The organism is Paenibacillus sp. M-152 (assembly GCF_003856555.1).
GTDB lineage: Bacteria > Bacillota > Bacilli > Paenibacillales > Paenibacillaceae > Paenibacillus > Paenibacillus polymyxa_C.
Window position 1 is genome coordinate 1,579,205 of sequence record NZ_CP034141.1, and the last position, 14,498, is coordinate 1,593,702.

The 14,498-nt window shown below is 49.3% G+C and carries 13 protein-coding genes and 1 riboswitch; of the genes, 10 read left to right on the forward strand and 3 right to left on the reverse strand.

What is annotated here, in order from left to right; all coding sequences use genetic code 11:
- Positions 1-121: 121 nt before the first annotated feature.
- Together EGM68_RS07070 and lplA are read right to left on the reverse strand one after the other, a co-directional pair.
- Positions 122-922, reverse strand: a complete 801-nt coding sequence (locus EGM68_RS07070; protein ID WP_013369983.1) for a Cof-type HAD-IIB family hydrolase — start codon at positions 920-922, stop codon at positions 122-124.
- A 161-nt stretch (positions 923-1,083) separates the two neighbouring features.
- Positions 1,084-2,085, reverse strand: coding sequence for a lipoate--protein ligase (gene lplA / locus EGM68_RS07075; RefSeq protein WP_025677798.1), 1,002 nt, complete (start codon positions 2,083-2,085; stop codon positions 1,084-1,086).
- A gap of 158 nt (positions 2,086-2,243) precedes the next feature.
- On the opposite strand from lplA, the gene cobD reads away from it, so the two are divergent.
- The 10 genes from cobD to EGM68_RS07125 all read left to right on the forward strand — a co-directional run bounded on the left by cobD (position 2,244) and on the right by EGM68_RS07125 (position 12,669).
- Positions 2,244-3,344: a threonine-phosphate decarboxylase CobD gene (gene cobD, locus EGM68_RS07080; RefSeq protein WP_025677799.1), complete on the forward strand. Its 1,101-nt coding sequence runs from the start codon at positions 2,244-2,246 to the stop codon at positions 3,342-3,344.
- Complete coding sequence (gene cbiB, locus EGM68_RS07085) at positions 3,334-4,305, forward strand: adenosylcobinamide-phosphate synthase CbiB (RefSeq protein ID WP_025677801.1); 972 nt, start codon at positions 3,334-3,336, stop codon at positions 4,303-4,305. The genes cobD and cbiB overlap by 11 nt, the downstream gene beginning before the upstream one ends.
- Before the next feature lie 14 nt (positions 4,306-4,319).
- A complete protein-coding gene (locus tag EGM68_RS07090; protein ID WP_129548903.1) occupies positions 4,320-5,072 on the forward strand; it encodes a histidine phosphatase family protein in 753 nt (250 codons plus the stop codon).
- A gap of 96 nt (positions 5,073-5,168) precedes the next feature.
- Positions 5,169-5,383, forward strand: a riboswitch (cobalamin riboswitch).
- 208 nt (positions 5,384-5,591) lie between these two features.
- Complete coding sequence (locus EGM68_RS07095; RefSeq protein WP_040101844.1) at positions 5,592-6,599, forward strand: ABC transporter substrate-binding protein; 1,008 nt, start codon at positions 5,592-5,594, stop codon at positions 6,597-6,599.
- Positions 6,596-7,642 carry a FecCD family ABC transporter permease gene (locus EGM68_RS07100; protein WP_025677807.1) on the forward strand — a complete coding sequence of 349 codons (1,047 nt, stop codon included), beginning with the start codon at positions 6,596-6,598 and terminating at the stop codon, positions 7,640-7,642. Before EGM68_RS07095 ends, EGM68_RS07100 begins: the two co-directional genes overlap by 4 nt.
- Positions 7,639-8,475, forward strand: a complete 837-nt coding sequence (locus EGM68_RS07105) for an ABC transporter ATP-binding protein (protein ID WP_013369991.1) — start codon at positions 7,639-7,641, stop codon at positions 8,473-8,475. The genes EGM68_RS07100 and EGM68_RS07105 overlap by 4 nt, the downstream gene beginning before the upstream one ends.
- A gap of 42 nt (positions 8,476-8,517) precedes the next feature.
- Entirely contained in the window at positions 8,518-9,588 is a 1,071-nt protein-coding gene (gene cobT, locus EGM68_RS07110; RefSeq protein ID WP_129548904.1) for a nicotinate-nucleotide--dimethylbenzimidazole phosphoribosyltransferase, read from the forward strand.
- On the forward strand, positions 9,585-10,145 hold the full coding sequence (gene cobU, locus EGM68_RS07115) for a bifunctional adenosylcobinamide kinase/adenosylcobinamide-phosphate guanylyltransferase (protein ID WP_129548905.1): 561 nt from the start codon (positions 9,585-9,587) through the stop codon (positions 10,143-10,145). Before cobT ends, cobU begins: the two co-directional genes overlap by 4 nt.
- Positions 10,142-11,011 carry an adenosylcobinamide-GDP ribazoletransferase gene (cobS, locus tag EGM68_RS07120; protein WP_129548906.1) on the forward strand — a complete coding sequence of 290 codons (870 nt, stop codon included), beginning with the start codon at positions 10,142-10,144 and terminating at the stop codon, positions 11,009-11,011. The genes cobU and cobS overlap by 4 nt, the downstream gene beginning before the upstream one ends.
- A 38-nt stretch (positions 11,012-11,049) precedes the next feature.
- On the forward strand, positions 11,050-12,669 hold the full coding sequence (locus EGM68_RS07125) for a cobyric acid synthase (protein ID WP_019686602.1): 1,620 nt from the start codon (positions 11,050-11,052) through the stop codon (positions 12,667-12,669).
- Between the two features lie 99 nt (positions 12,670-12,768).
- On the opposite strand, the gene EGM68_RS07130 is transcribed toward EGM68_RS07125, so the two are convergent.
- Positions 12,769-14,472, reverse strand: a complete 1,704-nt coding sequence (locus EGM68_RS07130) for a methyl-accepting chemotaxis protein (protein ID WP_058829198.1) — start codon at positions 14,470-14,472, stop codon at positions 12,769-12,771.
- Positions 14,473-14,498 lie beyond the last annotated feature (26 nt).

Sequence of the window (14,498 nt, forward strand, 5' to 3'; positions counted from 1 at the left end):
GTTATGATATGATCTGACAAAAAGAGCCTCCAAACTGCCGTATGTTAATGAACATGCGACGTTTGGAGGCTTTGTTGTTGAAATACTTTATATAAGTATTACGGAAATAGTCACTTTTTGCTTATTCAACATTGAGTACGAATTTGTCGATGGCGTGCTTAACACCGTCTTCATTATTGCTGCGAGTAATGTAATCAGCCAGCTTTTTCAAATCAGGAATCGCATTCTCCATCGCTATGCCGAGACCAGCACATTCCAGCATTTCATGGTCATTCCACGAGTCGCCGATCGCAATGGTCTCCGACAGATCACAGCCAAAATGGTTTGCAAGGAAGGCAAGGGCGTGGCCTTTAGTGCCTTCATGATGCATAATTTCCAGGAAATGAGGTTTGGATTTTGTAATATGCACCTCGTTGCCAAGCAGTTCGCGCAGTTCGGGAATTAATTCATCCAACACTTCTGGCTCGTCGATAATTAGCAATTTAGGAGCCGGTTGCTCTATAACTTTACTGAACACAGGCTCTACAAAATATTCCGTGTTGTTCAGCTCGGTGTAATCTTTAATTTTCTGATTATCTTCACGTGTGTACAATTTGTCATCTATATATGTTTGCAGATGCAGATTGCGTTCCACGCAAAATTCGTACAGACGACGTGCAGCCACGAGTGGAACATAACGCTCATACAGCACGTTTTCGTCGAGCAGGTTTTTAACCAAAGCTCCTTGGTACGTAATAATCGGTACATTCAACCCCGTCTGGCGTGCAATTTTGTGCGCGGAGGCATAAGCTCGTCCAGTAGCGAGAGTAACCACCACACCTTTAGCTACAGCAGCTTCCAATGCCTGTTGTGTCGCTGGAGTAACTTCTTTCTGGTCATTAATGAGAGTATCATCAATATCAATGGCAATTAATTTATACATATCGGTATCTCTCCTTTATCTCTATCATGGGGCAATATTAAAATTGTATCTTATAATATTCAAAATGACAATATTGCATTGAAAAAGGGACGACGCCCATAAGAGCCTGTCCCCTTATAACCACTGAAGTATTGGCTTGAAACCATGGAAAAAAGTAACGCTTAGTCTTCCAAAAATACAAGTCCAACAAAGTCGTCCAGCTCAATATTACCAAAGTAATGCTTCAAATCGAGAGATGATAAGGCTTGACGGACCTCACCTTCATCATAACGCTTGCCGCGCAGGATATTTTCAATATCAGCGACATCACCTACACCGAAGAAATCCCCGTAGATTTTAATATCACGGATGTAGCCTTCCTTCAGATCCATGCGGATATCTATAATACCGACCGGGAATTTACGTGTGTGCTTGATATTGCTCTCAGGGGATAGACCGTAGTTCCAATCCCACGACTGATAGCGTTCTTTGGAAATTTCATGGATTTTAGCCCAATCCTCATCGGTGAGCTTATATTGAGGCACCTGATCCAATTCTGAGCCAAAGATGGACCGCAGCAGTTCCTCGCGAAATTGTTCTATGGTCATTTCACGGTCCATCAGTTCGCTGATGTTAGCCACGCGACTACGGACGGATTTTGTGCTTTTGGATTTGAATTTCTCGGGATTGGCGTGCAGCGATGCAGCCACATTGTCTAGATTCAAATTGAACATCAATGTACCATGGCTGAACATACGTCCACGTGTGGCAAATTGAGCGTTTCCTGAAATTTTACGTTCTCCGACTTGCAGATCGTTGCGTCCAGTCATTTCGGCTTCTACTCCCATTTGGCGGAGGGCGTCAATCACAGGTTGCGTAAATTTGAGGAAATTATGAAAGGACTCCCCGTTATCCTTGGTAATGAAACTGAAATTTAAATTACCGAGATCATGATATACAGCCCCGCCGCCGGACAGGCGACGAACGACTTGAATATTGTTGTCTCTCACAAACTCAGCGTTGATTTCTTCAACGGTGTTTTGATGCTTGCCTATAATAATAGAAGGCTGATTAATGTAAAACAGCAGATAGCTGTCGTCCAGCGGTAGATGCTTGAGCGCGTATTCCTCAATAGCAAGATTAATAGCTGGATCGTGTATGCCCTGGTTGTCGATGAACAGCATGTCCATTCCTCCGTATATAACTGTGTAATTTATGTGTGCCTCCCTCTATTGTAACCCAAGTGAGCCATGTACAAAAGCTCATTTGCATTGACGGGACGCAAAAAGCAGCCTCATAATGGATCTAAATGATTGGAAACGGCCGGAAAGGATGAGAGGCAATGATAGAGGTTTACGGTCATGGCGGGGACAGGGAGACGGCTGCCGCGACATTTGGTGGAGCTGCTACGGATTTTGTGGATTTTAGTGCAAATATTAATCCGCTCGGTCCGCCACCGGAGGTGCTTGAGGCACTGCAAAGCTCATTGGACACGGTGATTCGCTATCCAGACCCTGGACACCGCCATTTTAAAAATATGCTGGCACGGCGGCTGCAGGTTCCACCGGAGTCGCTAAGCATCGGTAACGGCGCGGCTGAAAGCATGGCACTCTTGCTATTAGGGCTGGCTCCCAAGCGTGTGGGTACAGTGGAGCCGTGTTTTTCGGAATATGCCGAGCTGGCTGGCAAATTCGGAGCCGAGATCCATCGGGTATACGGGAAGGCTTCGCTTCAATGGAAGGCAGACGTGGAGGACATCCTTCAGCTCATAGAGCAGGTAGATGTATTGTTCCTTGGGCAGCCGAATAATCCAAACGGTGTGCAATATGGTGAGCAGGAGCTATATGAACTGGCAGAGGCGGCTGGCAGAACGGGTACCGTGTTAGTGGTGGATGAAGCCTTTATTGATTTTATCCCACTGGAACGGCAAATCTCATTATTGTCTGTGCTGGAACGCTATCCTCATGTGATTTTGATCCGATCGATGACCAAATTTTATGCCATTCCTGGCTTACGATTGGGCTATGCGATTGCTCATCCGGACTATATCCGGCAAATGACGGCCAAACAGGTGACCTGGAGCGTTAATGGACTGGCGTTGCTGGCTGGAGAGGCGTGTCTGAGAAGTGGGCAAGCTTATGAACGCCGCACACAGGAACTGATTGCTACGGAGCGCAGTCGCTTACTGACTGCCTTGGCGGAATGGGGCTGTGGTGTCGTTCCCGGCGAAGCCAATTACGTGCTAGCAAGGGCGCCGGGAACGTGGAGTGCATCGGCTATTCAGCAGGCGCTTGGACAACGTGGGATTCTTATACGTAGCTGTGCCATGTATCCTGGCCTGTCAGCGAGCCATTTTCGAATTGCGGTTAAGGACGCCGAAGCCAACAATATGCTGCTGTCTGCACTGAGTGAAGTGCTGGAGGAGGAGCGGCGTGATCGTTAGCTTGGTTATCATGGCAGCTTATCTGCTGGACAGGCTAATCGGTGATCCGAGATGGTTGCCGCATCCAGTCATCGGGATGGGACATGCCATTTCAGCATTGGAAAAAGCGATTCGCCGTAAGGTCCTCAGTGACCGAGGACTGAAACGTGCGGGCATACTGCTTCCATTTATTGTGGCTGGGGGTTCCTTTGTGCTTGCCTGGGGGCTGTTGCGTGTGCTTGCCTGGATTCACCCGTGGTTGTCTGTCGTTGTAGAAATTGTTCTGATTGCAACTACGATTGCTTCCAAAGGTCTAAAGGACGCAGGGATGGCAGTATACCGAGCGTTGCAGGCGAATGACCTGACTGCGGCACGTCGGGAGCTAGGCATGATTGTCGGAAGGGATACGCAGCAGCTTGACGAGCCCGAAATTGTGCGCGGTACCGTCGAAACGGTCGCTGAAAATATCGTGGACGCCATTATTTCCCCGCTTTTTTATGCCCTGATCGGGGGAGCACCCTTGGCACTGGCATATCGTGCCGTAAACACGCTCGATTCAATGGTTGGCTACAAAAATGAAAAGTACCTGCATTTAGGCTGGGCCTCGGCACGGCTGGATGATGTAGCTAACTACATTCCGGCTCGCATGACAGCAGTTATGCTAGTGATAGCGTCGTGGTTGTATCGGCTGGATGCTGCAAGAAGCTGGCGGACAATCAAGCGGGATGCCCGTCTGCATCCAAGCCCAAATAGCGGATTTCCCGAATCAGCGGTGGCAGGTGCCCTAGGGATTCGTCTCGGTGGCTATAATGTGTATCACGGCATACGCTCCTTTCGGGCATATATGGGCGAAGGGATACGACCGCTGGAGTCGAAGGATATCCGGCATACGATCCGGCTGATGTTCGCCGTATCCACTATGTTTGTAGGGTTATGTTTGATGGGAGCTGCAGGGTGTTTTGCCTTGGGATGGATGCAGTGAGGAGTGACACGATTTTGAAACAAGATACAGAAGGAAAAAGAGTGCGAGAAAGTGCACCAAGTCCGAACTCACAACAGGTTAGTAAGCCGAATGATGCTAAAGAAGATCTGCAGTGGGACATGGAGCTCGTGCTAGTTCGTCATGGCACGACCTTATGGAATAAGGAACGTCGATATCTGGGACATGCCGACTTGGGTTTACTGTCGGGAGCAGAGCAGGAGTTAAAGACTTTACAGAAAAAATTGCAGGGACATTCCTTTGCTCGAATCTATTGCAGCGACTTGATGCGATGTCGCCAGACCTTGCAGATCATTTTGCCGGAGTCTGCATTGACGTCTGAATGTTCCCTCTCTGCTATGCCTCCTATCATGGAACCACGTCTGCGAGAACTTCACTTTGGTGAGTGGGATGGAAAAACGTATGACATGCTTAAGGATGTGGCGTTGTATCGCGCTTGGATTGATGAGCCGCAACAATTCACCCCACCTGGAGGAGAGCCTTGGATTCATTTTGTGAATCGTCTGCGTGAATTCCTAGACTCTCTGTTTGCCTGGCGCATTGCTTTGGAGGTTCAGCCAATGGAGTCGAATGCTGCGCCGTCCTCTGTTTTGATTGTCACGCATGGTGGTGTAATTCGTCAGTTGGCTTGTATGCTTATGCCTGGCCATGATTTTTGGAGTCTGAATCCGAAGCCGGGAGAAGCATTTAGGATTCAGTTAAGGTTGACAGGACCGCACAATTGTATAGCAAGATTGCTTTCTCATTAGGTTAAACAAGGCGAATAAAGCGACTGTTTGGGTTGTAAGCTAACTCTTTTTAACCTATAATCATCAAGTAAAAGAACGGCTTGACTACCACTACATCAAATATCCAGCAGACGAGGTCGGCGCTATGTGAGGAACTTGCTTTCCTTTATTGCGCTGTTAAAAGGGAAGTCGGTGTGAGTCCGACGCGGTCCCGCCACTGTAAATGGAAACATGCTCATTAGCCCTGTTTTATGTGCCGCCAAGCATATGAAAGAATATCAGGACATGCATTTTCCATAAGTCAGGATACCTGCCCGTCCGCCTGTCACCATAATCCTTCGAGGAAAGGATGACGTGTTCGCAGTGACTGTCCATGCGGAAAGAAGCTGCCCGCCTGCGCACGATCTGTGCTAACGTGACCCCTGTGTCCTGATATGAGGATGCGGGGGTTTTTGATAGGAAAAGAAGGCTGGAATGAGAAAATATCGGATGAAGTTCAAGTAACGCTCTTAACGATTTATGTATGAAGGGGTGCAAATCATGGCAGGAAAAAAAATAAAGGTATGGACTACAGGTCTATTGGCGCTGATATTGGCAGTTGGGCTGAGTGCATGTGGCGCAAATGGAAAAAATGCAGAAAATAAAGAGGGCCAAGCTTCTTCACAGCAGCCGGGACAGACCGTAACCGCACAAGTGCCTCCGGGCAAAACGGTTTACCCGCTAACGCTTAAGGATGCAACAGGACAGGAATTTACATTTAAAAAAGCACCGGATAAGATCGTTTCCGTCTCCCCGGCAGAAACCGAGGCGCTGTTCGCTATCGGACTGGATAAGGAAATTGTTGGTGTATCCGACTACTCTGATTACCCGGAGGCAGCTACGAAAAAGCCTAAAATGGGCGGTATTATGAAACCGAACGAAGAGGCGATCATTGCTGCGAACCCGGAAGTTGTTTTTGCAGGGATTTCACTTAGTGAACAGGCTACGACTAAGCTGCGTGACATGGGAATTATGATTTTTAAAACAGAACCGAAAACAGTTGAAGATGTCATAGCTAACATCGAATTGTATGGGAAAATCACCGATCATCAGAAAGAAGCGAGAGCGGTGACTGACAAGATGAGAGCAGATGTAGCAGAAGTGAAAGAAGGAGTTAAAAATATCGGCAAAGGGCAGAAGCTGCGGGTATACGTCGAGTTTTCACCAGGCTGGACAGTGGGTAAAGGCGAGTTTATGGACGAGCTGATTACATTAGCAGGTGGTGAAAATGTAGGTGCTACGCAGAAGGGGTGGTACCAAATCAGTGAGGAAAATATTATAGCTGCAAACCCTGACGTGATTTTGTACAGCAAAAGTGTGAAGGACGACAAAACAGGCCAGACCCTCGGCGATATCATTAAAGCTCGTAGTGGATGGGATCAAATATCGGCTGTTCGTAACCATCGTGTATTTGCCGTGGATGATAATTTGATCAGTCGTCCGGGGCCACGCGTAACGGAAGGGCTCAAGGAAGTGGCTAAGGGCGTGTACCCTGAAATTTTCAAATGAACCGTAGACTGATCGGTTTTGGGGTGACAGGTCTTGTCTTGCTGCTGCTGACGCTGCTACTCTGTCTTGGCATCGGCTCGGTCAGTCTTCCGGTCAGCCAAATCACAGGTATTTTGATCAACCACCTACCGTGGTTAGGTGATACGTTTACACCGGATTGGAATACATCCTCAGAGCAGATCATTTTGAAGGTCAGATTGCCACGGGTGTTACTGGGAATGTTGGTTGGAGCAGCGCTGGCGCTGGCGGGAGCCGGATTTCAGGGTGTGTTGCGTAATCCCTTGGCTGATCCGTATACCCTTGGGGTATCCTCGGGAGCTTCGGTCGGAGCAGCAGTACTGATTTATTGGGGGCTTCAATTTTCATTTGTGGGTATATGGACGCTTCCGCTAGTTGCATTTATAACCGGCATGCTGACGCTGTGGATGGTGTTGACGTTGGCGCGTGAAGGTGGGAAAATTCCGACCCAAAGCCTCATTTTATCAGGTGTGGTGATGCAATTTTTTGGGGGAGCCATTGTTTCTTTTCTGGCAGCCATGTCGAAGGAAACAGTCAATGAAATATTGTACTGGACGATGGGAAGTCTCAGTCTGCGAGGTTGGTCATATACGGGAATTCTTTTACCTTACGTGATCGTTGGGCTGGTGTTTCTATGGAACCGGGCACGGGTGCTGAATATTCTGGCTTTGGGAGAACGTCAAGCGGCTCATATGGGGGTTCATGTAGATGCGACGAAGCTATCTGTCCTGATCATATCTACCTTGCTGACAGCTGCCGCTGTCTCGGTATGTGGAGTCATTGGCTTTGTTGGACTTGTTGTGCCTCATATCATTCGTCTGATGGCAGGTCCCGATTACCGGATGATTGTTCCGTTATCTGCACTGGGTGGAGCTATTTTTATGGCTTGGGCAGATACGGCGGCTCGCACGTTGTTGGCCCCAATGGAAATTCCTCTGGGCGTTATGACGGCCTTTGTTGGGGCACCATTCTTCGCGTATCTCCTGTACCGGAACAAGAAGCTACGCAGGGGGGATCTGTTGTGACCAAACAAAGTGAATTACAGAAGGTGTATGATCGGGCGCTAGAGGTAGCAGGCCTGACCCGTGCTTATGGAAAGTTCCATGTGTTGAAGAATATTAGCTGGAACGTAGACGAAGGAGCTTGGTGGGGGATCATTGGTCCGAATGGGAGTGGAAAATCGACGTTGCTGCATCTGCTTTCTGGCGTAGATCAGCCGACTTCTGGAAGTGTTCATATCTATGGTAAAAAGGTCGGTAGCTACAGCAGAAAAGAGCTTTCCCAACTTGTAGCCGTACTCCAGCAGGAGGGAATTCCTCCAGTGGGATACACCGTCAGGGAAGTTATAGAAATGGGACGGTTTCCTCATCAGGACTGGCTAGGCAGGGAAAAGGGAGTTGATGTGGAGGCGATTACGGATCGGGTCCTAGCGCGATTGAGTCTAACTTCACTGGCCGACAGAACATTGGACCGCTTGAGTGGGGGACAGCGACAGCGTGTAGCATTAGCAAAGGTGATGGTACAGGAGCCACAGGTATTGCTGCTGGACGAACCTACGACTTATCTGGATTTGCGCTATCAGCTTGAATTTATGGAGTTGCTGGCAGAATGGCGCCAAGAAACGGGCGTGACAATCATTGCTGTCCTGCATGATCTTAATTTGGCGGCACAGTTTTGCGATAATTTGCTTGTACTTAAGGATGGAATGGTTGAAGGATTGGGTACTTCATCGGATTTGCTAACAGAGGACCGGATTCGTCGTGTATATGGTGTTGAGCCTGTGATGCTTCCGCATCCCGATAGCGGTGTGCCGCAGCTCTTGCTGCGCAGAAGCGCTGCGTCTACAGCAGACCAATAGGAGATTGGGAACATACTAAAAAAAGAGCAGGGAGTGGAAGATATGAACGACAAGCTGCGTCAGCTGATCGATAGCATTGCCCAGCCGGATGGAGTGGCGGCTTCGGCAGCTTCAGCACATTTGGACCAATTAACGAAGCCACCTGGAAGTCTTGGAAAGCTGGAGAGTTTGGCCATCCAGTTAGCAGGAATTACTGGCGTGGATAAGCCTGAATTTGATCGTAAAACGGTGATGGTCATGGCTGCGGATCATGGTGTGTGTGAAGAGGGAGTTAGCGCCTTTCCAGCTGAGGTTACGCAGCAAATGCTGTATAACATGCTGTCAGGCGGCGCAGCAATTAATGTGCTGGCACGTCATGCGGGCGCTGATGTCCAGGTAGTAGATGTTGGCGTGAATGCGGATGTCTCTCACCCGAGTTTGGTGAATCGTAAGGTGCGCATGGGCACTTCGAATATGGCTAAAGGGCCAGCCATGCTGCGTACGGAAGCGGAACAAGCAGTTTTGGCCGGAGCTGAAGCTGTAGCAGAAGCGGTTAAAGGTGGCACACGGCTATTCGTTACCGGAGAGCTGGGCATCGGGAATACGACAGCCAGCGCTGCGGTCGTGTGTGCGCTCACCGGGCTTGAGCCGGAAGTTATCGTAGGCCGGGGGACAGGTGTAGATTCGGCGGGACTTACCCGTAAAATAGCCGTTGTCTGCCGCGCATTGGAGGTGAATCAGCCGGATGCCAATGACGCGCTTGACGTGCTGACCAAGGTCGGCGGTCTGGAGATTGCCGCCCTGGCAGGCGTCATCCTCGGCGCAGCCGCACATCGCTGTCCAGTGGTGCTGGACGGCTTTATTTCCGGCGCGGCTGCTCTCGCTGCACGCGCGCTTGCGCCTGCAAGCGCGGCGTACATGCTTGCTTCGCACGCCTCGGACGAGCGCGGACATGCGGCGGTGCTCCGCCAGCTCAAGCTGGAGCCCATGCTCCATCTGGACATGCGGCTCGGTGAGGGCACGGGCGGTGCGCTGAGCTTGCACCTGATTGATGCGGCGTGCCGGATTATGCGCGAAATGGCGACCTTTGCCGATGCAGGCGTATCGGACGGTCAGGGAGCCGCGCAGCGATGAAGGCGCTCGTGACCGGCGGGGCACGCAGCGGAAAAAGCGGCTTTGCCGAGCGATTATGCATGGCGCGCGCACCGCGTGCCTGCTACATTGCAACGGCGCAAGCCTGTGATGTGGAGATGAAGGAGCGCATCGCCCTTCATCGGCTCCAGCGCGATTCTGCCGGGTATGACTGGCAGACGCTGGAGGAAGCGCAGGCGCTGCCGGAGCTGCTGCGACAACTTGGCAACGCTCAAGCGTCGCAGCCTGCGTCTATGGTGTTGGTCGACTGCCTGACCCTGTGGCTGTCGAACGTACTGCTGGCCGCAGGCGAGGACGGTGAAACTGCCGCCAGAGCCGCCATGGATGAACTGGCGGCAGCTGTGGAGCAGTATCCGGGATCGCTCGTCATCGTAACCAATGAGGTCGGTGACGGTATTGTACCAGAATATCCGCTTGGAAGGCTGTATCGGGATTTGAGCGGAGTTATGAATCAGCGGATTGCCCGTCTTTGTGATGAAGTTTTTTTAGTAACGGCGGGTATCCCCGTAGAACTTAAACAGTTGGAATATAAGCTATGAGTAGTGAACGTCAGGCTGTTGCTGCGGCTTTTCAATTTTTATCCCGTCTACCGGTCAAGGCGGAGCTCGATTTTTCCCCGGAGTTGCTGAAACGCAGTACAAGCTATTATCCGCTGGTTGGATTGGTTATTGCCATTATCGTTTGGAGCTTTGCGGCGCTTACGGCTATGGTGCTGCCACCAGTGCCATGTGCGATTCTTACCCTTGCTGTCTGGGTGTGGTTGACGGGCGGACTGCATCTGGACGGGTGGATGGATGCGGCTGATGCCTTGTTTAGCTACAGGTCCCGTGAACGGATGCTGGAAATTATGAAGGATAGCCGTGTAGGAGCGATGGGTGTTATTGCTTGTGTACTGCTACTCATGCTCAAGGCTTCTTTGTTGTATACCGTGCTGGTTGAGCGAAATGCGTCCGGCTTGCTGATACTTCCGATGGTTTGGAGCCGTTGGTTTATGGTACATGCGATGAGGCGCTGGCCTAAAGCCCGTAACGATGATGGGCTGGCAGCGCGTTTTGCTGATATGAACGGTAAACGTGTCGGACTGGCCGTATTCTGGGCAGTATTAGTGACGCTATGCGCTGCTGTAGGGCAATATATCTTTGCAGGTTTAGCTACAGTAACAGAGGAAGCAGGGGGCCTATCGTTAGCAGGGGCATACTTACAGATGCATCTTTCGAATTCTGGGTCTTTTCCAATCTGGCTAGGATTTGCATTGCTTCCGCTTTTGGCCTACGGAGCTGGAACCTTTGTTGCAAACCGTATTAACCGCCGCCTTGGGGGACTTACGGGGGATATATACGGAGCTTTGAACGAATTGCTGGAGACGGTTTTGTTGCTGTTTATTGTCATTTTGTACGGGTTGTGACCCAATTTGAAATGAATTCGTTAAAGGGGAAGAGGCAATTGTCAACTTTCGAACCGTCCCGCACGAACCCGGCAGCTATATTGATGCTTCAAGGAACAGCGTCGGATGTGGGCAAAAGCGTAGTAACGACTGCACTGTGCCGGATCTTTCTGCAGGACGGCTATCGTCCCGCACCGTTTAAGTCACAAAATATGGCGTTAAACTCTTATGTTACTGAGGACGGCAAGGAAATTGGACGTGCTCAGGGTGTGCAGGCCGAAGCCTGTGGTATTGAGGCGACGACCGATATGAATCCAATTCTGATTAAGCCGGTCAAGGACATGCACTCACAAATTGTTGTACACGGTGTACCTTATGCCTATATGAGCGCCTCTGATTACCGAAAGGATTTTTTGCCACAAGCCAAGCATACCGTTATGGATGCGCTGAATCGGCTGCGTGATACCTATGATATTGTGCTTATGGAAGGGGCGGGCAGCCCAGCAGAGATTAATTTAAAGGACCGCGATATTGTAAATATGAACCTTGCAGGCTGGGCGGATGCTCCAGTATTGCTGGTTTCGGATATTGACCGGGGCGGTGTCTTTGCCTCTCTGGTAGGGACTATCGAATTGCTGGAACCCCATGAAGTACAGCGTATCCGTGGATTTATCATTAACAAATTCAGAGGCGATTTGTCCCTGCTTCAACCGGGATTAGACTGGCTGGAAGAACGGACAGGTATTCCTGTACTCGGTGTACTGCCCTATTTACCGGACATTCGCATTGAAGCAGAGGATTCGGTCGTACTGGACAAGAAGCCTAAGCAGTCAACAAAAGATAAAGAATTAGATATAGCGGTGATACGCTATCCGCGTATTTCCAACTTTACGGACACGGATGCTTTGGCTGCAGAGCCTGACGTGAGTGTACGTTATGTCACAGAGGCCGGACAATTGGGCGTACCGGACGCTATTATCTTACCGGGAACCAAAGACACCATCGGAGACCTGCTGGAATTGCGTGAAAGAGGGCTGGAGGAAGACATTCGAGAGGCCATGAAGACGGGACGCACACAACTGGTTGGTATTTGTGGGGGCTATCAGATGCTGGGCACAGCGCTATTTGACCCCGATGCCGTCGAATCTGGGTTGCCGCAGCAGGCAGATGGATTAGGATGGCTAGCTCTATCCACGACCTTCTTAAAGGAAAAGCAAACCGTGCGTGTTCAAGGAACCCTGTCTAATCATTGCCCGCTTTTGCTAAGCGCTGCACCTGATTCAGATTCTGCCGCCAAGCCAATCATTGAAGGTTATGAAATACATATGGGTGTTACGGAGTATGTCACGGAACCACATGTATCTATAGACAGGACTCCAGACTCAACGAATATGAAAACATTATTCCAGATTAAGCGTGGGGAAGGGGCCGCCTTTGAGGAAGGTTGGGGCACGATTGACGGTAAGGTATGGGGAACCTACTTGCATGGTGTGTTTGATAATGACCGTTTTCGCCGGTCCTGGTTGGATGGATTGCGACAAGCCAAGGGCTTGGCAGCTTTAGATAGCACTTTTACTGTACGTGAAGCCAAGGAACAAGAGTTTGACCGTGTCGCAGAGGTGGTACGCGCTCATTTAGATATGGAGCAAGTTTATCGCATTCTGGGGATGGATTCATAAACTTCTTCATGGAAGATCCTTTAAATCGCTTTTAAAAAATAAAGAGGTATCTCTACAGTCATTTTTGTGACTGAGAGATACCTTTTTTAGCAGCTCAGCTTACTTAATTTTAAATTTTTGGACCGCCTTTTGCAGCTCAGTTGCTTGTTGGCTTAATTGACGAACAACCTCACTGTGGCTTTCCATTTCATTCAGTTGCTCGTCGGCATTTAAACCGATCTCCTGAATCATATGCTGTGCATTGGCAGCAATGAGAGCTGTTTCTTCCACGGAAGCAGATACTTCCTCCGAGCTGGCGGATACTTGCTCTGTTGCTGCGGATACGGTTTGAATCGTAGCGTTGATCTTTTGCATGAGCTCACTTAGTTGGTTAAAAGCGAAACTCGCCTGCTGAACCATTTCTGTTCCCGAGTGAATCTCACGGCTAACCTGGGTCACAGAGTCCACAGATTGCTGCGATACTTCCTGAATGGTAACCAAGTAGTCCGAAATTTCCTGTGTTGCTTCTTTGGATTGCTCTGCGAGCTTGCGAACTTCCCCGGCAACTACAGCGAATCCCCGTCCATGCTCGCCCGCACGGGCAGCCTCAATGGAGGCATTCAGGGACAACATTTGAATCTGCTTTGTAATATCGAAAATTGCAGAAACGATGCTACCAATAGCTTCTGAGCGTTCATTCATACTATGTATGTATCGAAGCGACTCATCAGCAGCATGTCCTACCTGTGACATTTGAGCTACAGCTTTTTGAGCAAGCGTATTACCGTTAACCGTTTCTTTCGTCGCTTCACTGATTTGATCAGATACATCATTGGCAGAGGAAGCGATATGCTGAACACCTTGAGCAATCTCCTCCATAGCCTGTGCATTTTCAGCAGCAGCAGAAGCGATGCTGTTGCTGCCCTTGGCTACTTCTTCAGCGGCCGCTGTAGAGTCCTGCACTTTTACACTCATAGCCTCAGTCCGACGAAGCAGCTCGTCCGACCCTTTAACAACTGCACCTGATGTAGTAAGCACATGGCCAATCATTTCTTTCAAGTTATGAGACATAGATTGGAAGCTGCGGGCAAGTTGAGCGATTTCATTAACTCCATGAACCTTCGTGTCTTGTGAAAGATCACCTTGGGCAATTTTTTCGCTATGACGAACCAATTCGGCAATGGGCTGTACAACTTTACGTATGACAAGGGTAGAAATAACTCCGCCCAGTATAAGTGTTGTCAGTGTAATACCTATGCAAATCCATAGAATTTGTTGGGATTTTTCCTGTACGAATCCAACATCTTCGTTCACGCCAAGAATCAGATTACTGCCTGATATGGCAAAGAAGGCGGTTTTGTGTACTCCGTGCGAGTCGCTGTAAATGCCACTGATATTCATCTCGCCTTGTTTTGCTTCTTTAATATCCTCGACAGGAACGAGAGTATCCTTGACCTTATATGCTGATTTTACGTTTCGTGCGACAACTTCGGCCTTACCATCATCCTTCAGCACCGCAATATATGCTGATTCTAATTTGAGGGTGTCGACCTTGTCCTGAAGATAAGATTCCATCTGTATAGCAGAGCTGGAGCCAGAACCGCTTCCTTGCTGAGCTTGAACGGCTAAGGAAATATTGAGATCCTGATACACATTTTTAGCTCCAGTTTCTAGCAATTGGTCTACTTGAGGCATGACACTGCTATTAATGATACTCATAGAAACTGCATAAAAACTAATGCTGAACAGAAGGGACGCAAAGAGTTGAATCAGCAAAAACATAATCCGCAATTTTGCGCCTAGGGAACGATTAAAAAGCTTCATGAAAATTCTCCTCTCACATGATGGTA